Below are 20,502 nucleotides of genomic sequence, written 5' to 3'. Positions count from 1 at the left end.
GGTACGGTTTCCGGCAGATGCGAGCGTTCGGGGCGTAGACGTCGTACGAGGCGTACGGGTGAGCGGCGGAGGCAACGGTGGGAAACGGACCCGAGGCGGTCACCTGCGGCGAGGCGATGCTGCTCATGCTCGCCGAGCCAGGCGTCCCGCTCGACCGCGCCGTGCACTTCCGCCGCTCCGTCGCCGGCGCCGAGTCCAACGTCGCCGCCGGACTCGCCCGGCTCGGCCACCGCACGCGCTGGATCGGCCGGGTGGGCGCGGACCCGGCGGGCGAGGCCGTGCTGCGCGAGCTGCGGGCCGACGGCGTCGACGTGTCGTACGCGGACGTGGACCAGGACGCCCCCACCGGCCTGTTGCTGCGTGACAGCCACCCCCGGCGCGCCATCGACGTCCAGTACTACCGAGCAGGCTCCGCCGCCGCCCACCTCGCGCCCGAGCACATACGCCCCGAGGCGCTGGAGGGCGCCCGGCTGCTCCATGTCTCCGGGATCACGCCCATGCTGTCGCCGACCGCCGCGGAGGCGACCACCCGGCTGGTCGAGCTGGCCCGGGAGGCCGGTGCCGCCGTCTCGTTCGATCCGAACGTGCGGCGCAAGCTGGGCGGCGCCGCGCAGTGGGCGCAGACCGTCGGCCCGCTGCTCCGCGAAGCCGATCTCGTCCTGGCGGGGGAGGACGAACTGGAGCTGCTCACCGCCATGACCGCCGACAAGGCCGCGGCCGAGCTGCTGCACGGCGGCCGCGCCCGTACGATCGTGATCAAGCGCGCTGACCGCAGCGCGACCGCTGTCACCGACGGCGCGCAGTGGACCCAGCAGCCCTTCGACGTGCCGCTCGCCGATCCGGTCGGCGCGGGCGACGCCTTCGCCGCGGGCTACCTGTCCGGCCGGCTGCGCGGGCTGCCGGAGCCGCGGGCGCTGGCCGAGGCGGCCTGCGTCGCGGCGCTCGTCGTCCAGGCCCCGGCGGACACCGACGGTCTGCCGACCGCCGCCGCCCGGGACCGCGCGCTCGCCGCCTTCACCGGCGGCGGCGATTCCGTCCACCGCTGACCCGAGGGCCCGCCGGTCGGCGCGGCAACCAGCCCGCAGACCCAGGCCCCGGCCCCGTACGACGCACCACGCACACGCATCACGCGCAATGCACCCCACGCCCGCACCCCACGCCCCGCCCCCCGCACCCCGTACGACCCCCGCCCGCGCCCGACCGAGAAAGGCGGCCAACTGCCGTGTACCGCTGGGAGATCACCCGTGCCGCGCTGGCACAGCGGGTCTTCGCCATCATCCGCACCGAGAGCTACGACCAGGCCGCCGCCACGGCCGACACCCTGATTTCCGCGGGGATCAGGAGCCTCGAGATCTCGCTGACGACCCCCTTCGCGCTGGAGGTCGTCACGACCCTCACCCGCGAGGTCGGCCAGGAAGCGCTGATCGGCGCCGGAACGGTGCTGGACGTCCCGTCCGCGCGGATGGCGATCGACGCCGGCGCCCGCTTCCTCGTCTCGCCCGCCCTGGACGCCGAGGTGATACGCACGGGCCACCGCTACGGCGTCCCCGTCTTCCCGGGCGTCGCCACCCCCACCGAGATCGTGCGGGCCATGGAGCTGGGCGCGGACGCGCTCAAGGTCTTCCCGGCCTCCGATCACAGCCCGCGCTGGATCAAGGACATACGGGCCGCGCTGCCGCAGGCGCCGCTGCTGCCCACCGGCGGCGTGACGGTCGAGGACGCCCCGGACTGGATCGCGGCGGGGGCGGTCGCGTGCGGGATGGGTGCTGCGCTTGCGGAAGGCGACCGCGACGCGGTGGCCAAGCGGGTCGCGGATCTCCTCGCCCGCCTCGCGAGCGCGGCCCCGGCCGCCACGACCAGCTGACCAACGACGGGGGCCGCACCGCACGGCCGACCGCCGCAGATGCCGCCGGGATCGCACGCTGCACCTTTTGTCCGGACAACCGAACTTCACGACTTCCCGTCATCTGTCCTTGCGGCTAGTCTCGCCTGCGTGGTGAAGCAGCAAGCGGCAGACCCCACCGGGTCTCTCCAGCTCAGCGTGGATCGCAGCAGCCCGGTCCCGCTCTACTTCCAGCTGTCCCAGCAGCTCGAAGCGGCGATCGAGAACGGCAAGCTCGCGCCGGGCAGCCTGCTCGGCAACGAGATCGAGCTCGCCGGCCGGCTCGGCCTGTCCAGGCCCACCGTGCGGCAGGCCATCCAGTCGCTGGTCGACAAGGGGCTCCTGGTGCGGCGCCGGGGGGTTGGAACCCAGGTCGTGCACAGCCAGGTCAAGCGGCCGCTGGAGCTGAGCAGCCTCTACGACGACCTCGAAGCCGCAGGTCAGCGGCCTGCCACCCAGGTGCTGCGGAATACCACGGAGCCCGCGTCCGCCGAGGTCGCGGCGGCGCTCGGGGTCCCCGAGGGGACCGACGTGGTCATGGTCGAGCGGCTGCGGCTCGCGCACGGCGAGCCCATGGCGCATCTGCGCAACCACCTGCCCGTCGGCCTCCTCGACCTGAACACTGCGCGCCTCGAGGCCACCGGCCTCTACCGCCTCATGCGCGAGGCGGGCATCACCTTGCACAGCGCCCGCCAGGCGGTCGGCGCGCGTGCCGCGACCGCGGACGAGGGGGAGCAGCTGGGCGAGCCGGAAGGGGCGCCGCTGCTGACGATGGAGCGGACGACCTTCGACGACACCGGCCGCGCGGTCGAGTTCGGGTCCCACATCTACCGCGCCTCCCGGTACGCCTTCGAGTTCCAGCTGCTCGTACGGCCCTGAGCCCGGCCTCGCTCGCCCCGTGCTGCTCGTACGGCCCTGAGCCCGGCCCGCCTCCCCGCCCCGGCGCCCGCACCCGCGCCCGCCCTGCGCTTTTCCCGCTCGCCATATGGACGGAGCGCGTCGCCCGCAGCTAGAACTCCTCCAGCCGCAACGACGCGGCCCAGGAGGAAGGCGGACCCACCATGGCGGGGACATCCCGACGTCGTACGGCAGCGGTACTCACCGCGGCGATCACGCTCGCGCTCGCGGTCACCGGGTGCAGCAGCTCCGGCGGCAAGCAGGCCGAGGACGAGTCCGCGGGCGGCGGCACCGGCAAGGGCGTGAACACCCCGCGACTGAAGATCGCGATGGTGACGCACTCGGGCGAGGGCGATACCTTCTGGGACATCGTCCAGAGCGGGGCCAAGCAGGCGGCGGCCAAGGACAACGTGGAGTTCCTCTACTCCGCGAACAAGGAGGGCGACGAGCAGGCCCAGCTCGTCAGGACCGCGATCGACCGACGCGTCGACGGCCTCATCGTCACGCTCGCCAAGCCCGACGCCCTCAAGGCCGAGATCGAGAAGGCCGTCAAGGCCGGGATCCCCGTGGTCACCATCAACTCCGGCGCCCAGTTCTCGGAAGGCCTCGGCGCGCTCTCGCACATCGGCCAGGACGAGGCCGTCGCGGGCGAGGCGGTCGGAGAGGAGCTGAACAAGCGGGGCAGGAAGAAGGCCCTCTGCGTCATCCACGAGCAGGGCAACGTCTCGCTCGAGGAGCGCTGCGCGGGTGCGAAGAAGGTGTTCGAGGGGTCGCTGGAGACCCTCAACGTCGAGGGCACCAACATGCCCGCCACCCAGTCCTCCATCGAGGCGAAGCTGCAGTCGGACAAGGACATCGACACGATCGTCACCCTCGGCGCGCCCTTCGCCGCGGCCTCCGTCAAGGCCAGGGAACAGGCGGGCAGCCAGGCGGAGATCGACACCTTCGACCTCAACGCGCAGGTCGTGAAGTCACTCAAGGCCAAGGAGATCGGCTTCGCGGTCGACCAGCAGCCGTACCTCCAGGGCTACCTGGCCGTCGACGAGCTCTGGCTCTACACGACCAACGCCAACGTCCTCGGCGGCGGGGAGCCGGTGCTCACCGGGCCCGCGATCGTCACGGAGAAGGACGTCCCGCGGCTGGAGAAGTACACAGCGCGCGGCACCCGATGATCCCCCATGGCCTGAACGGCATGGGGGGACCCCCATCGGCGAGCACCCGTAACGGATACTTGGGCGCCGGCCGGGGCCGGTCCTTCCGGCCCCCGCCGCACCGGGAGAAGCAGCAGGCAGCACAGGGAGAGGGGCACGTCCTCGTGGCAAGGGTTCGGACAGGCGTACGCGCGATGGGTGCCGTGCTGGCGGTCGTACTCGGTGCGTCCCTTGCGGGGTGCAGCAGTACGGGCGGCAAGCGCGCCGAGGAGCGGGCGGCGGCGCAGGCCGCCGGGGGCCGGGCCGCGGTGAACACCCCCCGCTGGACCTTCGCGATGGTCACCCACTCCGGTGACGGGGACACCTTCTGGGACATCGTCCAGAGCGGCGCCGAGCAGGCGGCCGCCAAGGACAACATCACGTTCCTCTACTCGCACCACGACGAGGCCCAGCAGCAGGCCCAGCTCGTGCAGACCGCGATCGACCGACGCGTCGACGGCCTGATCGTCACGCTCGCCAAGCCGGACGCGATGAAGGACGTCGTCGCCAAGGCCGTCAAGGCCGGGATCCCCGTGGTCACCGTGAACTCCGGCTCCGAGCAGTCCAAGGACTTCGGCGCCCTCACCCATATCGGCCAGGACGAGACCATCGCGGGCGAGGCGGTCGGAGAGGAGCTGAACAAGCGCGGCAGGAAGAAGGCCCTGTGCGTACTGCACGAGCAGGGCAATGTCGGCCACGAGCAGCGCTGCGACGGTGCCCGTAAGACCTTCGACGGCGAGCTGGCGAACCTCTACGTCGAGGGCACCAACATGCCCGAGGTCCAGTCCTCCGTCGAGGCCAAGCTGCAGGCCGACCCGAGCATCGACTCCGTGGTCACGCTCGGCGCACCCTTCGCGGCCACCGCCGTCAAGGCGAAGGAACAGGCGGGCAGCGAGGCCGAGATCGACACCTTCGACCTCAACGCCGAGGTCGCCCGGTCCCTGAAGGACGGCGCCCTCGGCTTCGCCGTCGACCAGCAGCCCTACCTCCAGGGCTACGAGGCCGTGGACCTCCTCTGGCTCCACCGCTACAACGCCGACGTCCTCGGCGGCGGCCGCCCCGTCCTCACCGGACCGCAGATCATCACCGAGAAGGACGCGGCCGCCCTGCAGGAGTACACGAAGCGGGGGACGCGATGACGGCCCCGGCCAAGACACCGGCACCCGCACCGACCACCGACGACAGGCTGCTGGAGACCTCGCTGCTGCGCCGCCTCATGGGCCGGCCCGAACTGGGCGCTGTCGTCGGCGCCGCGGCCGTCTTCGTCTTCTTCGCGCTCGTCGCCGACAGCTTCCTGCGCGCGCAGAGCCTCAGTACGGTCCTGTACGCCTCGTCGACGATCGGCATCATGGCCGTACCGGTCGCCCTGCTGATGATCGGCGGCGAGTTCGACCTCTCGACGGGCGTCATGGTGACGTCCTCGGCGCTGGTCTCCTCGATGTTCAGCTACCAGATGACGGCGAACGTCTGGGTCGGCGTCGGGGTCTCGCTCCTCGTCACCCTCGCCATCGGCTTCTTCAACGGCATCATGCTGGTCCGCACGAAGCTGCCGAGCTTCATCATCACGCTCGGCACCTTCCTCATGCTGACCGGCCTCAACCTCGGCTTCACCAAGCTGATCAGCGGCACGGTCTCGACGAAGTCGATCGGCGACATGGAGGGCTTCGAGTCGGCGAAGGCCCTCTTCGCCTCCCGCCTCAGCGTCGGCGACGTCGACCTCCAGGTCACCATCCTCTGGTGGGCCGGTCTGGTGGCGCTGGCCACCTGGGTCCTGCTGCGCACCCGCGCCGGCAACTGGATCTTCGCGGCGGGCGGCGGCCCGCACGCCGCCCGCGCCGTCGGCGTCCCGGTGTCCAGCACGAAGATCGGCCTCTACATGGCCGTCGCCTTCTGCGCCTGGATCTCCGGACAGCACCTGCTCTTCTCGTACGACGTCGTCCAGTCCGGCGAGGGCGTCGGCAACGAGTTCCTCTACATCATCGCGGCCGTCATCGGCGGCTGTCTGATGACCGGCGGCTACGGCTCCGCGATCGGCTCGGCCGTCGGCGCCTTCATCTTCGGCATGACCAGCAAGGGCATCGTCTACGCGCAGTGGAACCCCGACTGGTTCAAGTTCTTCCTCGGAGCGATGCTGCTCCTGGCCACCCTGCTCAACGCATGGGTCCGCAAGCGGGCGGAGGCGCGCAAGTGACGACACCGAAGACGGCAGCGGCAACGACCCCCGGCCCCCTGGTCCGGCTCGCGGGCGTGAGCAAGTTCTACGGCAGCATCAAGGCCCTCCAGGGCGTCTCCCTCGAGGTCCACGCGGGCGAGATCACCTGCGTCCTCGGCGACAACGGCGCGGGCAAGTCCACCCTCATCAAGATCATCGCGGGGCTGCACCGGCATGACGCCGGCTCCTTCACCGTCGAGGGCGAGGAGACGGCCCTCGACTCCCCGCGCGAGGCCCTCGACCGCGGCATCGCCACCGTCTACCAGGACCTCGCCGTCGTCCCGCTCATGCCGGTCTGGCGGAATTTCTTCCTCGGCTCCGAGCCCACCCGCGGCAAGGGCCCGTTCCGCCGCCTCGATGTGCAGCGGATGCGCGAGACCACGCGCAGCGAGCTGCTCCGTATGGGCATCGACCTGCGCGACGTCGACCAGCCCATCGGGACCCTGTCCGGCGGCGAGCGCCAGTGCGTGGCCATCGCCCGCGCCGTCTACTTCGGCGCCAAGGTCCTCGTCCTCGACGAGCCGACCGCGGCCCTGGGCGTCAAGCAGTCCGGGGTGGTGCTGAAGTACGTGGCCGCGGCCCGGGACGCCGGTCTCGGCGTGGTGCTGATCACGCACAACCCCCACCACGCGTACCTCGTGGGCGACCGCTTCGTCCTCCTCAAGCGCGGCACCATGTCCGGCAGCTACCCCAAGGAGGAGATCGCCCTCGACGAGCTGACGCGCCAGATGGCGGGCGGCTCGGAGCTGGAAGAGCTCAGCCACGAGCTGAAGCGCGCCCCGGTCCCCGACCGTCTCAGGGCCGCCGCCGAAGCCGCCGAAGGGGAGTGAGGAAGCCGCTCCCCTGCCCATTTGGCACAATCGCCACCAGCACGGAAAGCACCGAATGCCCGCAACCACCTAGGGACGAGATGAGCACGTACCGCGAGCTCGCGCACCGCGGCTCGGCCAGGGCGACCGTCCTCCGCACCGTCGGCACCCGCGAGCGCCGCTCGCACCTCTCCGCCCCTCGCGTCCCCACGGTCGGCATCGACATCGGCGGCACCAAGGTCATGGCCGGTGTCGTCGACGCGGACGGCAACATCGTCGAGAAGGTGCGCACCGAGACCCCGGACAAGTCCAAGAGCCCGAAGGTCGTCGAGGACACCATCGTCGAGCTGGTCCTGGACCTCTCCGACCGGCACGACGTACACGCGGTCGGCATCGGTGCGGCGGGCTGGGTCGACGCCGACCGCTCCCGGGTGCTCTTCGCGCCCCACCTGTCCTGGCGCGACGAGCCGCTGCGCGACGCGCTCGCCGCCCGCCTCGCCGTCCCCGTCATGGTCGACAACGACGCCAACACGGCCGCCTGGGCGGAGTGGCGGTTCGGCGCGGGCCGCGGCGAGGACCACCTCGTCATGATCACGCTCGGCACCGGTATCGGCGGCGCGATCCTCGAGGACGGCCAGGTCAAGCGCGGCCGGTACGGCGTCGCCGGCGAGTTCGGCCATATGCAGGTCGTGCCCGGCGGCCACCGCTGCCCGTGCGGCAACCGCGGCTGCTGGGAGCAGTACAGCTCCGGCAACGCCCTGGTCCGCGAGGCCCGCGAGCTCGCCGCCGCCGACTCGCCGGTCGCGTACAACATCATCGACCGTGTCGGCGGCCACATCCCCGATATCACCGGGCCGCTCATCACCGAGCTGGCGCGCGAGGGCGACGCCATGTGCGTCGAGCTGCTCCAGGACATCGGCCAGTGGCTCGGCGTGGGCATCGCCAACCTCGCCGCAGCTCTCGACCCTTCCTGCTTCGTCATCGGCGGCGGCGTCAGCGCGGCCGACGACCTGCTCATCGGCCCGGCCAGGGACTCCTTCCGCCGCCACCTCACCGGCCGCGGCTACCGGCCCGAGGCCCGTATCATCAAAGCTCAGCTCGGCAACGAAGCAGGACTCGTCGGCGCCGCGGACCTCGCCAGGCTCGTCGCCCGCCGCTTCCGCCGCGCCACCCGGCGGCGCGTCGAGCGGTACGAACGCTACGAGCGTTACGCGCAAGGCCTCCGAGGGAGCCGACGATGACCATGGCCGACCGCGTCCCCCGCCAGACCCCGTCCAACCCCGGAGACGGTGGAGAGGGCGGGCAGCCGCCGAACCGCCCCAGCACCCGCCGCCGCATTCTCACCCTGCTCATCGTCGTCCTGCTGATCGGCATCCCGGCGGGCTATCTGGCGATCTCCGCCAAGCAGAGCCGGGACAGCGGCCGGGACAAGGAGGGCAAGGCCGCCGCCACCGGCCTCACCGAGGGCTGGCCGTCCAAGGTGACGCGCCGCATCTACGACGTGCCGATCCCGCCGTACTCCGCCGAGGTCGCGTACTACGAGACCAACTCCTGGAAGATCAGCAAGCTGTACGTGCAGTTCGTCACATCCGATGAGGGTCTCGACAGGTTCCTCGGCCGGATCGGCACGAGCCGGGCCGCGCTCGATCCGGGCAGGGTCACCATCAGCGCCAGGGAGGCGGCGGCCGTGGGCTGGAACCTCGGCCCGAGCGGCGCGGCCGACTGGGCCGGCACGGTCCACAAGCACCCCGAGCCCCAGCCCCTGCAGGACATCACCGTCGATCTCAGAAACAAGGCGCACCCCAAGGTCTACGTCGTCTCCACCGTGACCCCCTGACCCGTTCCGCCGGGACCGGCGGATAGCGTGACAGGCGTGAGCGAGACGAAGACCCTTCAGCACCGGATCGACGGCCCGGACGACGCCCCCGTCCTCGTCCTCGGCCCAGCCCTGGGCACGACCTGGCACATGTGGGACCGGCAGGTACCCGAACTGGCCCGCCGCTGGCGGGTGCTGCGCTACGATCTGCCGGGCCACGGCGGCGCGCCCGCCCACCCCGCCACCTCGGTCACCGAACTCGCCGACCGCCTCCTCGCCACGCTCGAGGAACTCGGCATCGAGCGCTTCGGCTACGCGGGCTGCGGCATCGGCGGCGCGGTCGGCGCCGACCTGGCCCTGCGAGAGCCGCAGCAGGTCGCCTCTCTCGCCCTGGTCTCGGCCTCCGCCCGCTTCGGCACCGCCGACGAGTACCGCCAGCGCGGCGTGATCGTCCGTACGAACGGGCTGGAACCCATCGCCCGCTCCGTCCCCGAGCGCTGGTTCACGCCCGGCTTCACGGCCGCTCAGCAGGCCATCGCCGAGTGGTCCGTGCAGATGGTGCGCACCACCGACCCCGGCTGCTACATCGCCGCCTGCGAGGCCCTCGCCTCCCTCGACATCCGCACCTCTCTGGAGCGGATCGGCGTGCCGACGCTCGTCCTCGCCGGATCCGAGGACCAGGTCACCACGCCCGCGGACGCGCGCGTGCTGGTCGCCGGGATACCGGACGCCCGCCTCGCGCTCGTCCCCGGCACCTCTCACCTGGCGCCCGTCGAGCAGCCCGCAGCCGTCACCGACCTGCTCGTCCGTCACTTCGGCACGGCCTGGCAGGAGGGCACGGCAGCGATCGCCGCCCCACCGCTCAAGCCGGTCCTGGCCCCCGTCGCCCCGCACAGCGGGCCGCAGACCGGGACCGAGGCCGCTCACCAGCCTGCTCACCAGACCAGTCACCAGACCGGAACCCTGACCGGTCTCCGCACGGGGACCCAGACCGGCGCCGCGGTCCAGTCCGCCGGCCGCCCGCTTGCCGAGATCGGCTCCGCCGAAGCGCCCGCGGAGGTCGTGACCGGCCGCCAGGACCCGTACGAGCAGGGCATGAAGGTACGCCGAGAGGTGCTCGGCGACGCCCATGTCGACCGGGCCTCCGCGGCCGCGGACGATTTCGCGGCCGAGTTCCAGGAGTTCATCACCCGCTACGCCTGGGGCGAGGTGTGGAGCAGGCCCGGGATCGACCGCCGCACCCGCAGCGTCATCACCCTCACTGCCCTCGTGTCCGGCGGTCACCTCGACGAGCTGGCTTTCCACACCCGCGCCGCGCTGCGCAACGGGCTGACCCCCGCCGAGATCGGGGAGGTGCTGCTGCACACGGCCGTCTACTGCGGCGTACCGGCGGCGAACTCGGCGTTCCGGGTGGCGCAGGAGGTCATACGTCAGGAGACGACGCCCCAGGAGTAGATTCGCTGGCGGGACACGCCACGCCACAGGACCCGTCGGGAGGACACCCCGTGCAGCTGACGAAGAAGGGCCACGCCTGCATCCGGCTGGAGAAGGACGGGCGGGTGCTGGTCATCGACCCGGGCGCCTTCAGCGAGGAGGACGCGGCGGTCGGCGCGGACGCGGTGCTGGTGACCCACGAGCACCTCGACCACTTCAACGAGGACCGGCTGCGGACCGCTCTGGACGCCAACCCGGCCGCCGAGATCTGGACCCTGCGCAGCGTCGCGGACCAGGTCGCCGCCGCCTTCCCCGGGCGGGTGCACACCGTCGGCCACGGTGACACCTTCACCGCCGCCGGCTTCGAGGTCGAGGTGCACGGCGAGCTGCACGCCGTGATCCACCCCGACATCCCGCGCATCACCAACGTCGGCTACCTGGTGGACGGTTCGGTCTTCCACCCGGGCGACGCGCTCACCGTCCCCGGCCGCCCGATCGAGACCCTGATGCTGCCGGTGCACGCCCCCTGGAACAAGGTCGCCGAAGTCATCGACTACCTCAGGGAAGTCAAGCCGCAGCGCGCCATCGACATCCACGATGCGCTGCTGACCGACGTCGCGAGGACGGTGTACGACCGGTTGCTGGGCCCGGACGGCCCGGGCGTGGGCGGCGCGCACCACGGCCGCATGGCTCCGGGGGAGTCGCTCGCCCTCTGAGTGTCAGAGGCGGGCGGTACATTCATCTCCATGCGCATCGCCACCTGGAACGTCAATTCGATCACCGCGCGGCTCCCGCGGCTGCTGGCCTGGCTGGAGAGCAGCGGCACCGACGTGCTGTGCATCCAGGAGACCAAGTGCACCGACGAGCAGTTCCCGCGCGAGCAGCTGCGGGAGCTCGGCTACGACTCGGCGGTCAACGCGGACGGCCGGTGGAACGGCGTTGCGGTGGTCTCCAGGGCCGGCCTCGACGACGTGGCGCGCGGCCTGCCCGGCGGCCCCGAGTACGACGGCGCGCAGGAGCCGCGCGCCATCGCGGCGACCTGCGACGGCGTCCGGGTCTGGTCGGTGTACGTGCCGAACGGCCGTGAGGTGGACCACGCCCACTTCGCCTACAAGCTGCAGTGGCTCGAGGCGCTGGGCGCCGCCGTGGCGGGCGACGCGGCCGCCGAGCGCCCCTTCGCGGTGCTCGGCGATTTCAATATCGCGCCGACGGACGAGGACGTGTACGACCGGTCGGCCTTCGAGGGCCTGACCCACGTCACGCCGGTCGAACGCGCCGCCCTGGAAGGGCTGCGCGGGCTCGGACTCTCCGACGTGGTCCCGCGCCCGCTCAAGTACGACCACCCGTACACGTACTGGGACTACCGCCAGCTCTGCTTCCCGAAGAACCGCGGCATGCGGATCGATCTCGTCTACGGCAACAAGGCCTTCGCGGGCGCGGTCAAGGACAGTTACGTGGACCGCGAGGAGCGCAAGGGCAAGGGCGCCTCCGACCACGCCCCGGTCGTGGTGGACCTGGACGTCTCATAGCCGGTTTTGGGGGCATTCGTACCGCGGGGCGATGGGGGGACCCCCATCGCCCAGCGGAACGAATGCCCACAACGCCGTTACGGCATCAGCTTCCGCAGGTCGATCGACTCCGCGAGCGCCCGCAGCCCCGCGTCGCCGGGGTGCAGGTGGTCGCCGCTGTCGTACTCCGGCAGCATCCGCTGCGGCCGCTCCGGGTCCCGGATGACCGCGTCGAAGTCCAGCACGGCGTCGAACACCCCGCCGTTCTCCCGGATGAACGCGTTGACGGCGGTCCGCCGCGCGTCGACTTCCGGCGTGCAGTCCGGGAAGCCCTCGCAGGGCGCGATGGTCGCCCCGACCACCCGCAGCCCCCGCGCCCGTGACCGCTCCGCGATGGCCCGCAGCCCCGCGATCACCTGGTCCGGCGAGGCACCCCAGCGCACGTCGTTGACGCCCTCGAAGACCACGACCGTACGGGCACCCGTCTGGGCCAGCACGTCGCGGTCCAGCCGGTGCTGGGCGCTCACGCCGCCCGTGTCCGTGCTCACGCCGTCGCCCGGGTAGCGGTCGGTGACGATCCGGTTCGCGGAGATCCCGTGGTTGAGCACGCCGTAGCGCGGCACCTCGCTCTGCCCCTGGAGCCGCCGCGCCAGCACGTCCGGCCACCGCCGGTTCGCGTCGACCGTCGACTTGTCCCCGTCGGTGATCGAGTCGCCGAGCGCCACCACGGACCCCGGGCCGCCACCGGTGTCGACTCCGGTGAGGAACGGCCAGCTCGCCAGCGATCCGGTGAACGCCTCCGCCCCGCTGTCGCCGGTACGGTCCCCGCTGCCCGCCGCGCTCAGATACGAGACCTGGTTGGTCCTGCTGTGCACGGGAGCGGCCGTGATCCTCTCCGGCAGATGCAGGCTGACCAGCAGGTTCGTATCCGCGGGCACGGGCAGGTCCAGCGGGTCCGTGAACGCCTCGGCCCCCGCGGGGATCCGGGTCCCCGGCCGTCCGCCGAACGCCAGCCGCCGCGGTGCCCCGTCGGCCGCGGCCCCAGAGGCCTGGACGGCGACCGAGGCGTGCCCGATCCGTACCGGCGCGGCCGCGAAGGTGTTGGCGAGCCGGATGCGGATGCCGCGCCCGCGCGCGCTGGTGTGGATGACGAGCCGCAGCGTCTGGTCGGTCCACGGCCCGACCGCCGGGTATCCGGAGGTGCTCGCCGACCATGTCCCGGTCCAGCCGTGCGCCGGAGTGCGCACCGCGGCCGCGAAGACGTGCAGATCCGCGGCGGGCCCCGGGTCCCGCGGCAGCACCACGGACGCGATCTCGCGGCCGCGCTCGACCGGCACGGTCACCGCGTACAGCCGGACCTTCTCCGTGCGCTGCCCGCCCGGCGCGTTGATGTGGGGGAGTGCGACAGCCTTGGTGCTCAGCGGCCCGCTGCGCCAGTCCGGGGCGGTGAGGGTGTACGAGGTGCTGCCGCCGTCCCGGTAGCGCACGGTGCCGGTGCCGGTCACATCCCCGCCCGCCCCGGTGCCCGCGACGAGGAACGACAGCGCGTCGCCCCGCCCGCGCAGCCGTAACGGCTGGCCGTCCGCACGTACGTTGTCGGGCTGCCCGGCGGCGGAGCGGGGCCAGGTCAGCCGGGCTCCGTCGAGGGCGAGCGTACGGCCCGGGGTCCAGCCTGCGGCGGACAGGTCCTGGGCGGACAGGGACTGGCCGGAGCCGTCGAAGTCGGCCTCCGAGGGGCGGGCGTCGTCGCTGACCGCCGTGTTGTCGAAGAGCCGCTCCAAGGGGAGCGGCTCCGTGCGGGTTGCTGGTGCAGATGCCTGTGCGAGCGGGGTCTGCGCGAGTGCGGGTGTGCCCGCTGCGGCGATGGCGACGGCCGCACCTCCCGCGACGATCCCGATGGTCCATCGTCTTGCCACGAGCAGCATGGCCGTCCCCTCCCGCATCCGCAGTGATCCGACAGGTGCGGGATGAACGTAGGGAGGCAGCTGGAGACCGTCAATGATCCCGGTCTGAACTGAGGTTGAATTCCCGCCGTCGGCCGCCCTCGTGCGCGGCCGGGTGGTGGACAGGCGCGCCTGTGGTGCACACCGGGGGCTGGATGCGAACCTGAGTGGTATGAACATCCCTTTCCTGGCCGGCTGGCGCAGGCGGCACGATGACGCGGAGCGGGGCGCGTCCGTGACGGTCCCGCCCGAGGTGGACCCCGAAGGGGTGGCCGAGCTCCTCTCCGAGTGCGAGCTGCTGCGCAGCCAGGCGGCGAGTGCAGGGCTCGAACTCGACGACTCCGCTCGCTCGTTGGAGGCCCTGGACCAGTTGCTGCCGCGCTGGCGCGACGACCCGGAGGAGCTGCCGTGGCTCGGCAACGACGCGGGTCTCTACCTGGGGACCGTGATCGTCCGGACGGTCCCGGGGGCGGTGTGGCAGGTGTGGCCGAACGGCCAGCCGGTGGTGAAGCTCGCCACGGGCCGCGAGATCGACGTCGTCGAGGCGGGCCTCGACTGGGCCATCAGCGGCGCCCCCGAGCTGTCCCAGGTCTACGCGGAGGCGTCCGAGGGCTGACCGCCTCCGCCCTCCCCAGCAGCCGCTGGGGAGGGCGGGTCACGGAAAGATCTCCGCTGGGGGGAGCCCTAGGGGGTCGGCCGCTCAGCGCCCAGTGGCACTGACACGTACGACGGGTCGTCGGCGGGCGACGAGAACGTGAGCCGCGACCAGTCGGGGTTGTGTTCGGAGTAGAGCGGGTCGACGGTGTCGACGACGAGCGCGAGGCGGTGCCCGGCCGGGACGTCGTAGGCCGTCGAGAACAGCTCCAGGTCGACGGGGAACGGCCGGCCCGGTGTCCGGCCGTGGAAGGTGATCGGGGCGGTGGTGACCAGTTTGCCGAAACCGAGCGGGCCCACGTCGTAGAGGTACGCGACGGCGGTGCCGCTCGCGTGCGTGCTCGTGATGTTGGTGTGCAGCTTCACGGTGCCGCGGACGCGCTGCTCGGAGTCGTACCGCTCGGACTGCCAGACGGCGGCGAAGGCGCGGGGAAGCAGCGGGACGGCGGCGACGGGCGGCAGCTTGAGGAACTGGTCGAGCGCGCTGGAGAGGATGACGACGCCGCCGTTGGCACCGGAGTCGACGTTCGCGAAGATCCGCTTCGTGCCGTCGAGGGGTATCCGCCGGGTCCGCGACGGTACGGCCGCCCAGCTCTCGTAGCCCTCGTAGCCGCCGTTGGAGCGGGACTTGAGCTGTACCGGCGGCTCGTCGCCTACGCCGTTGGCCGTGCCCTTGAGGTGGTGGTCGAGCCAGCGGCGGGCGTTGTTCCAGGTGTCGTTCGGCAGGCCGAGCAGGCCGCCGATCTCGGGGGTCGCGTGGTCGCCGGGCCGGAACTCCAGGCGCTTGGGGACGGTCAGCTTCTCGTAGAAGTCCGCGTACTGGTTGGGCGGGAAGATGGTGTCGCCCCACGCGTTGCCCAGCATGATCGCGGCGCCGTTGGCGTTGATCCGGTCGATGTAGGTGGCGGGGGAGCGCTTGCGTCCCCACGCGATCAGCTCGGCCTCGTCGTCGATGTCGGAGTCGAGGAACTGGCCGATCAGGCGCTGGAACTCCGGACTCGGGCGGCCTGTGAGATAGCCGGTTCCGGCGAGGAACCCGGCGGCCTGGACGTGCTGCGTGCGGCCGCTGTAGATGGAGTCGACCAGGTCGGCCCAGCCACTCATCGCGACGACGGCCTTGATGCGCTTGTCGAATCCGGCGGCGAGCAGGCTGATTCCCGCGGCGTACGACATGCCGGCCATGCCGATCCGCTCGGGGTCGGCCGGGGTGTTGGCCAGCGCCCAGTCGATGACCTTGGAGACGTCGGCGATGTCCGGCGGCCCCGCGACCTCGATGGAGCCGCCGGACTGCCAGAAGCCGCGCACGTTGTAACTGAGCACGATGTAGCCGGAGTCGGCGAGCTTCTGGGCCTGGGCGAGGTACTGCACCTGCGGGATGGCCCAGCTGGTGGGCAGTACGACGAGGGGGTGGCGGCGCGTGGTGGCGCCGCCCGGGCCGCCGTCCTCGCCGCTCGGCATGACCACATTGGCCTTGAGGACGGTTCCGCCGTCGCCCGGGATGTCGACGAACCGTACGTTCGGGGCCTTGGTGGAGGTCGCCGTCGCGGTCGCGATCGTCGGCGTTCGGGCAGGTGCGGTGGCTCCGGCCGCCGGTGCGAGACCGAAGGTGGTCCCGGCGAGTACGGCGGCCGAGACGGCACCTACGGCGGAGGTGCGGAAAGCCGTGCGCGGGTGAGGGTGTCCCATGGGTCGGCTCCTGACGTCGGTGCTGACGTGGGGGTGTCAGCACACACGCTGCAAAGTGACCCGACGGTAACCTCTAGGGGCTACTGCTGGTAACAAAAAAGCGAGTTACGCGTCAGTAACAATCCTGACTCTGTCAACTCGCCGCCCTGTGGGAGTTCTTGGGTGCGGGCGCCGGTGACGTGGCGGCGCGGGTGACGTCCGCGACCAGCTCGACGACATCCGGCCCGTACGCGTCGGAGTTGACGACCTTGAGCAGCAGGCAGAAGGAGTTGTTGCCGTACTTGCGCGCCAGCCTGGTGTGGTGGCGGGCCAGATAGCGCACGGCGGCGTGATTGGCGTTGGAGTGCTGCCCGGAGGCGAGGAAGACCGGGCGCCCCTCCTGCCTGGCGGTCAGCCGGGCGAGCAGCACGTGCTCGACCGTGCCCTGCTGCATCCGGTAGCGCTCGCTGCCGACCCTGAAGGCACCGCGGTCAGGCCCCGGTTCGCTGTCCGTGTTGACCTCGATGCCGGGGAGCAGCGAGCGCAGATGCGCCGCCATCCGCTGGTTCGACACCGGGCCGCCGATGCAGAACTCCGTACGCTCACCGAAGCCCTGCTCCGCCGCATCGTGCGCGACGATCTGGGCGTTCGCGCCGCAGTCCTTGATGATGGCCGACAGCTCCAGGAGGGCGAAGACATCGCGCCGGGCGACGGTCCAGCCGGTGCCGCCGGCAGCCCGGTGGACCACCAGCAGGCATTCGGAGTTCGCGGGCAGCCCGAAGAAGCGCTGCTTGCGCCGGAGTCTGCGCCGCCACAGGTAGGTGCGGGCGAACCAGCCGATGGCGGCGCTGATACCGGCGGCTATCACGCCGAGGAGGATGTTGCGCACGTCGTCGTTCATGGGCCGCGATCGTAGCGGTGCGCGCACCCGTGTTCGAGGTGAGCGGCCCTGCTGCTGACGGTGGACCCGCGCCGCGGTTAGGCTGCGGGCCACAGCCGCCCAGTGGAGGTCACGTATGCGCCGTTCCGCCGCCCGGAGTCTGTCACTGCTGGCCGCGGGCGCGGCCGTGGTCTCCATGGCCGCCGCTGCCGCGCCGCCGACGCGGCCCGGCAATGCCGCGGCGGAGGCCCGTACGCCCGCCAAGTCGCCTGTGGCGGTGGGCTACGGCGGTGCGGTGGCGAGCGTGGACCCGGACGCCTCGGCCGCGGGCATTGAGGTGCTGCGGCGCGGCGGCAACGCGGTGGACGCGGCCGTCGCCACCGCGGCGGCGCTCGGCGTCACCGAGCCGTACTCGGCGGGTGTCGGCGGCGGAGGCTACTTCGTCTACTACGACGCGAAGCAGCGCACCGTCCGTACGATCGACGGGCGCGAGACGGCGCCGCTCAGCGCGGACAAGGACCTCTTCGTCGAGGACGGCAAGCCGATCCCGTTTGCGGAGGCGGTCACCAGCGGCCTGGGCGTCGGCACCCCCGGCACGCCCGCCACCTGGGACGCGGCGCTCGACGCGTGGGGCAGCAAGTCCCTCGACCAGGTGCTCGGCCCGGCGGAGCGGCTCGCCCGCGACGGCTTCACGGTCGACGAGACCTTCCGGAAGCAGACCGCGGACAACGAGGCCCGCTTCCGGGACTTCCCGGCCTCCTCGGAACTCTTCCTTCCGGGCGGGCAGCTGCCGGTGGTCGGCTCGACCTTCAAGAACCCGGATCTGGCCCGGACGTACGCGCAGCTGCGCGAGCACGGCTCCGACGCGGTTTACGAGGGTCAGCTGGGCCGGGACATCGTCGACACGGTCCGCAAGCCGCCGGTGGACCCGGGTGCGGAGCGGGTTGTACGGCCGGGCGATGTGCGGGCCGATGACCTGCGGTCGTACGCGGTGAAGCGCCAGGCGCCGACGCGGACCTCCTACCGCGGCCTCGACGTGTACGGCATGGCGCCCTCGTCGTCGGGCGGCACGACAGTGGCCGAAGCGCTCAACATCCTGGAGAAGACGGACCTTTCGAAGCTCAGCGACCGCGACTACCTCCACCGCTACATCGAGGCGAGCCGGATCGCCTTCGCGGACCGGGGGCGGTGGGTCGGGGACCCGGCGTTCGAGGACGTGCCGGTGAAGGGCCTGCTGTCGCAGCGCTTCGCCGACTCGCGGGAATGCCTGATCCGCGATGACGCGGTCCTGACCAGCCCCGTCGCTCCCGGCGACCCGCGCAACCCCACCGCCTGCGACGCGGGCGGCGGGGCCGCGCCCACGACGTACGAGGGCGAGAACACCACGCATCTGACCGCCGCCGACAAGTGGGGCAACGTCGTCGCGTACACCCTCACCATCGAGCAGACGGGCGGCAGCGGCATCACCGTGCCGGGGCGCGGCTTCCTGCTCAACAACGAGCTGACCGACTTCTCCTTCGCCCCCGCGAGTCCTGAAGTCCACGACCCGAACCTGCCGGGCCCGGGCAAGCGCCCGCGCTCGTCGATGTCACCGACGATCGTTCTGGAGCACGGCCGCCCGGTGGTGGCCCTGGGCTCCCCGGGCGGCTCGACGATCATCACGACCGTGCTCCAGACCCTGACGGGCCACCTGGACCGCGGCCTCCCGCTCGTCGAGGCCATCGCCGCCCCACGCGCCAGCCAGCGCAACGCGGCGACGACGGAGCTGGAGCCCGGCCTCTGGAACAGCCCGCTGCGCGCCGAACTCGAAGCGCTCGGCCACGTCTTCAAGCAGAACCCGGAGATCGGCGCGGCGACCGGCATCCAGCGCCTCCCGGACGGCCGCTGGCTCGCGGCGGCGGAGAAGGTCCGGCGTGGCGGCGGTTCGGCGATGGTGGTACGGCCGACCGGCGCGGGGAGCTAGTCCAGGGCATGTCCGATGGGTCGGTGACGAGCTCGGACACGGCTCGTGCACGGCAGTGTGCGGCGGGGTGACGTCACCGACGAGGAGTGGGCCCGGCTGGAGCCGCACTTGCCGAAGAACGTTCACCAGCGCGCGGCCGGGGCCCACCCTTCCCTGAAGCTCAGGCGTCTCGAGGGCCAACGTCCACTGGGTGAACCTCAAGCGAGCTATGTACCGCCGAGCGTCCTTCGTCCCTCCTGCGAACCCAGATCCTCACCCGACCATGAACTACACGCAACTACGGCCAGAACTGATGTCAAAGACCCTCATCAGACTGGCGGCGGCCGGGCGGCCGGCCACCCCAAATGCGCCCTTACTAACAGTTTATGTGTGCTCCGGCACGATGTTTCGAGCTCACTGTGGCAAGGAGGGACACGTACCACCGTGCGCGTAGCCAGGCACACGGGCAAGCGCCGGCTCGTCACGGGCACTCCAAGTCCATGCTGCAGCCCACGTTCAGGCGAGCAAGCACCGACCACGGTGGTTACGGCTCCTGCAATCGGATTTGAGGTCATGGCCGGTGTTCCTAAGGGCGCGCAGCAGCCGCCTCCGCCGCAGCCGACGCCTCCGCCGCAGCCGAAGCATCACCCCCCGCAGAAGCGACACAGCCTGCCCTCTGAAGACCCCTGGTATCGACGCGAGTCGCCCAGGGACTACTCGCAACTGCGTCCTACCGTTCGGATTAGGCTGACGTTGCTGTACGGCGGCATGTTTCTGCTGGCTGGGGTAGTGCTGCTTACGATCAACCATCTCCTGGCTGCCCAGGAACTGGGAAATAGCGGCGCGGCCTTGCGTATCCTCAGCGGCTACGACCTGAGGTTGTCCAGCGACGTCTGTCCGGAGGTCAGCCATGCGCGGGACATCGACGAGTTCAACAGCATTCTGGACGTCTGCCTGGACAACCAGCGCGCCGCCACGCTCAACTCACTGCTGCAGCGTTCGTTGTTGTCCCTGCTGGGCCTGACGGTACTGGCCTTCGCCCTCGGGTACGTCCTGGCTGGGCGGACATTGTCGCCACTCGGTCGCATCACGCGTATGGCGCGCAGCGTGGCTGGTTCTGATCTGAACCGTCGTATCGAGCTGGACGGCCCGGACGACGAGCTGAAGGAGCTCGCGGACACCTTCGACGAGATGCTCGACCGGCTCGACCGGGCCTTCAACGCCCAGCAGCGGTTCGTCGCGAACGCCTCTCACGAGCTACGCACCCCGCTCGCGATCAACCGCACGCTGCTTGAGGTACAGATGTCCGACTCGGACGCCTCGCCGGAGCTGCTCCAGTTGGGCAGGACCCTTCTGGCCACCAACGAGCGCAGCGAGCAGCTCGTGACTGTCTCCAACGCCGGCCCGGTCGTCCCGGCATACGAGGTGGACAATCTCTTCGAGCCCTTCAGACGGCTGCGTACAGGGCGCACGGGCAGCGACAAGGGCGTTGGCCTGGGCCTGTCTATCGTCCGCTCCGTGACGCGCGCCCACGGCGGAACCGTGACAGCCGTACCCTGCGAGGGCGGCGGCTTGGAGATTCATGTCAGGCTGCCGACACAGTAAGCCTTCGCCGGAGGGGGGCATGGTGCCGGGCGGGCGGCATGCTGGCCAGCGCGGTGCGCGCGGTG

At 71.5% G+C, this 20,502-nt stretch carries 18 protein-coding genes; 15 read left to right on the top strand and 3 right to left on the bottom strand.

Going from position 1 to position 20,502, the window contains the following annotated elements:
• Window positions 1-116: 116 nt before the first annotated feature.
• The 12 genes from ACTWP8_RS24810 (at window position 117) to ACTWP8_RS24755 (ending at window position 11,769) form a co-directional block, all read left to right on the top strand.
• Window positions 117-1,046 carry a sugar kinase gene (locus tag ACTWP8_RS24810; protein WP_443324414.1) on the top strand — a complete coding sequence of 310 codons (930 nt, stop codon included), beginning with the start codon at window positions 117-119 and terminating at the stop codon, window positions 1,044-1,046.
• Window positions 1,047-1,222: 176 nt separating this feature from the next.
• Window positions 1,223-1,864, top strand: a complete 642-nt coding sequence (locus ACTWP8_RS24805; protein ID WP_443324336.1) for a bifunctional 4-hydroxy-2-oxoglutarate aldolase/2-dehydro-3-deoxy-phosphogluconate aldolase — start codon at window positions 1,223-1,225, stop codon at window positions 1,862-1,864.
• 177 nt (window positions 1,865-2,041) lie between these two features.
• Entirely contained in the window at window positions 2,042-2,761 is a 720-nt protein-coding gene (locus ACTWP8_RS24800) for a GntR family transcriptional regulator (protein ID WP_443317135.1), read from the top strand.
• Window positions 2,762-2,943: 182 nt separating this feature from the next.
• The gene (locus tag ACTWP8_RS24795; RefSeq protein WP_443324335.1) at window positions 2,944-3,951 is read left to right on the top strand and encodes a substrate-binding domain-containing protein; all 1,008 of its coding nucleotides are present in this window, start codon (window positions 2,944-2,946) and stop codon (window positions 3,949-3,951) included.
• Window positions 3,952-4,094: 143 nt separating this feature from the next.
• A complete protein-coding gene (locus ACTWP8_RS24790) occupies window positions 4,095-5,108 on the top strand; it encodes a sugar ABC transporter substrate-binding protein (protein WP_443324334.1) in 1,014 nt (337 codons plus the stop codon).
• Window positions 5,105-6,160, top strand: a complete 1,056-nt coding sequence (locus tag ACTWP8_RS24785) for an ABC transporter permease (protein ID WP_443324333.1) — start codon at window positions 5,105-5,107, stop codon at window positions 6,158-6,160. The genes ACTWP8_RS24790 and ACTWP8_RS24785 overlap by 4 nt, the downstream gene beginning before the upstream one ends.
• On the top strand, window positions 6,127-7,011 hold the full coding sequence (locus tag ACTWP8_RS24780; protein WP_443324332.1) for an ATP-binding cassette domain-containing protein: 885 nt from the start codon (window positions 6,127-6,129) through the stop codon (window positions 7,009-7,011). The genes ACTWP8_RS24785 and ACTWP8_RS24780 overlap by 34 nt, the downstream gene beginning before the upstream one ends.
• An 80-nt stretch (window positions 7,012-7,091) precedes the next feature.
• Window positions 7,092-8,231, top strand: coding sequence for an ROK family glucokinase (locus ACTWP8_RS24775; RefSeq protein ID WP_443324331.1), 1,140 nt, complete (start codon window positions 7,092-7,094; stop codon window positions 8,229-8,231).
• Entirely contained in the window at window positions 8,228-8,827 is a 600-nt protein-coding gene (locus ACTWP8_RS24770; RefSeq protein ID WP_443324330.1) for a hypothetical protein, read from the top strand. The genes ACTWP8_RS24775 and ACTWP8_RS24770 overlap by 4 nt, the downstream gene beginning before the upstream one ends.
• A 36-nt stretch (window positions 8,828-8,863) precedes the next feature.
• Complete coding sequence (gene pcaDC, locus ACTWP8_RS24765; protein ID WP_443324329.1) at window positions 8,864-10,261, top strand: bifunctional 3-oxoadipate enol-lactonase/4-carboxymuconolactone decarboxylase PcaDC; 1,398 nt, start codon at window positions 8,864-8,866, stop codon at window positions 10,259-10,261.
• Between the two features lie 50 nt (window positions 10,262-10,311).
• Window positions 10,312-10,956, top strand: coding sequence for an MBL fold metallo-hydrolase (locus tag ACTWP8_RS24760; RefSeq protein WP_443324328.1), 645 nt, complete (start codon window positions 10,312-10,314; stop codon window positions 10,954-10,956).
• Between the two features lie 30 nt (window positions 10,957-10,986).
• On the top strand, window positions 10,987-11,769 hold the full coding sequence (locus ACTWP8_RS24755) for an exodeoxyribonuclease III (RefSeq protein WP_443324327.1): 783 nt from the start codon (window positions 10,987-10,989) through the stop codon (window positions 11,767-11,769).
• Window positions 11,770-11,846: 77 nt separating this feature from the next.
• Here the strand turns inward: ACTWP8_RS24755 and ACTWP8_RS24750 are convergent, their stop codons facing one another.
• A complete protein-coding gene (locus tag ACTWP8_RS24750; RefSeq protein WP_443324326.1) occupies window positions 11,847-13,673 on the bottom strand; it encodes an SGNH/GDSL hydrolase family protein in 1,827 nt (608 codons plus the stop codon).
• 190 nt (window positions 13,674-13,863) lie between these two features.
• Here ACTWP8_RS24750 and ACTWP8_RS24745 point away from each other — a divergent pair, with 190 nt between their 5' ends.
• On the top strand, window positions 13,864-14,307 hold the full coding sequence (locus ACTWP8_RS24745; protein WP_443324325.1) for a DUF6278 family protein: 444 nt from the start codon (window positions 13,864-13,866) through the stop codon (window positions 14,305-14,307).
• A 68-nt stretch (window positions 14,308-14,375) separates the two neighbouring features.
• Here the strand turns inward: ACTWP8_RS24745 and ACTWP8_RS24740 are convergent, their stop codons facing one another.
• Together ACTWP8_RS24740 and ACTWP8_RS24735 are read right to left on the bottom strand one after the other, a co-directional pair.
• Window positions 14,376-16,031 carry a CocE/NonD family hydrolase gene (locus tag ACTWP8_RS24740; protein WP_443324324.1) on the bottom strand — a complete coding sequence of 552 codons (1,656 nt, stop codon included), beginning with the start codon at window positions 16,029-16,031 and terminating at the stop codon, window positions 14,376-14,378.
• Between the two features lie 133 nt (window positions 16,032-16,164).
• Window positions 16,165-16,911 carry a hypothetical protein gene (locus tag ACTWP8_RS24735; protein WP_443324323.1) on the bottom strand — a complete coding sequence of 249 codons (747 nt, stop codon included), beginning with the start codon at window positions 16,909-16,911 and terminating at the stop codon, window positions 16,165-16,167.
• A 115-nt stretch (window positions 16,912-17,026) separates the two neighbouring features.
• On the opposite strand from ACTWP8_RS24735, the gene ggt reads away from it, so the two are divergent.
• Window positions 17,027-18,853: a gamma-glutamyltransferase gene (gene ggt / locus ACTWP8_RS24730; protein WP_443324322.1), complete on the top strand. Its 1,827-nt coding sequence runs from the start codon at window positions 17,027-17,029 to the stop codon at window positions 18,851-18,853.
• Between the two features lie 552 nt (window positions 18,854-19,405).
• Window positions 19,406-20,437: an ATP-binding protein gene (locus ACTWP8_RS24725; protein WP_443324321.1), complete on the top strand. Its 1,032-nt coding sequence runs from the start codon at window positions 19,406-19,408 to the stop codon at window positions 20,435-20,437.
• The last annotated feature ends 65 nt before the right edge of the window (window positions 20,438-20,502 follow it).

Source organism: Streptomyces sp. 7N604 (assembly GCF_052245475.1).
In the GTDB taxonomy this organism is placed as follows: domain Bacteria; phylum Actinomycetota; class Actinomycetes; order Streptomycetales; family Streptomycetaceae; genus Streptomyces.
Note: the sequence above shows the minus strand (reverse complement) of the source record. Positions and strands in the feature narration are given on the sequence as shown.

Coding starts and splice junctions, on each gene's coding strand:
- ACTWP8_RS24810 (WP_443324414.1), top strand. CDS start 117: ATGCTGCTCATGCTCGCCGAGCCAGGCGTCCCGCTCGACCGCGCCGTG.
- ACTWP8_RS24795 (WP_443324335.1), top strand. CDS start 2,944: ATGGCGGGGACATCCCGACGTCGTACGGCAGCGGTACTCACCGCGGCG.
- ACTWP8_RS24785 (WP_443324333.1), top strand. CDS start 5,105: ATGACGGCCCCGGCCAAGACACCGGCACCCGCACCGACCACCGACGAC.
- ACTWP8_RS24780 (WP_443324332.1), top strand. CDS start 6,127: ATGGGTCCGCAAGCGGGCGGAGGCGCGCAAGTGACGACACCGAAGACG.
- ACTWP8_RS24775 (WP_443324331.1), top strand. CDS start 7,092: ATGAGCACGTACCGCGAGCTCGCGCACCGCGGCTCGGCCAGGGCGACC.
- ACTWP8_RS24770 (WP_443324330.1), top strand. CDS start 8,228: ATGACCATGGCCGACCGCGTCCCCCGCCAGACCCCGTCCAACCCCGGA.
- ACTWP8_RS24755 (WP_443324327.1), top strand. CDS start 10,987: ATGCGCATCGCCACCTGGAACGTCAATTCGATCACCGCGCGGCTCCCG.
- ACTWP8_RS24750 (WP_443324326.1), bottom strand. CDS start 13,673: ATGCTGCTCGTGGCAAGACGATGGACCATCGGGATCGTCGCGGGAGGT.
- ACTWP8_RS24745 (WP_443324325.1), top strand. CDS start 13,864: ATGAACATCCCTTTCCTGGCCGGCTGGCGCAGGCGGCACGATGACGCG.
- ACTWP8_RS24740 (WP_443324324.1), bottom strand. CDS start 16,031: ATGGGACACCCTCACCCGCGCACGGCTTTCCGCACCTCCGCCGTAGGT.
- ACTWP8_RS24735 (WP_443324323.1), bottom strand. CDS start 16,911: ATGAACGACGACGTGCGCAACATCCTCCTCGGCGTGATAGCCGCCGGT.
- ggt (WP_443324322.1), top strand. CDS start 17,027: ATGCGCCGTTCCGCCGCCCGGAGTCTGTCACTGCTGGCCGCGGGCGCG.
- ACTWP8_RS24725 (WP_443324321.1), top strand. CDS start 19,406: ATGGCCGGTGTTCCTAAGGGCGCGCAGCAGCCGCCTCCGCCGCAGCCG.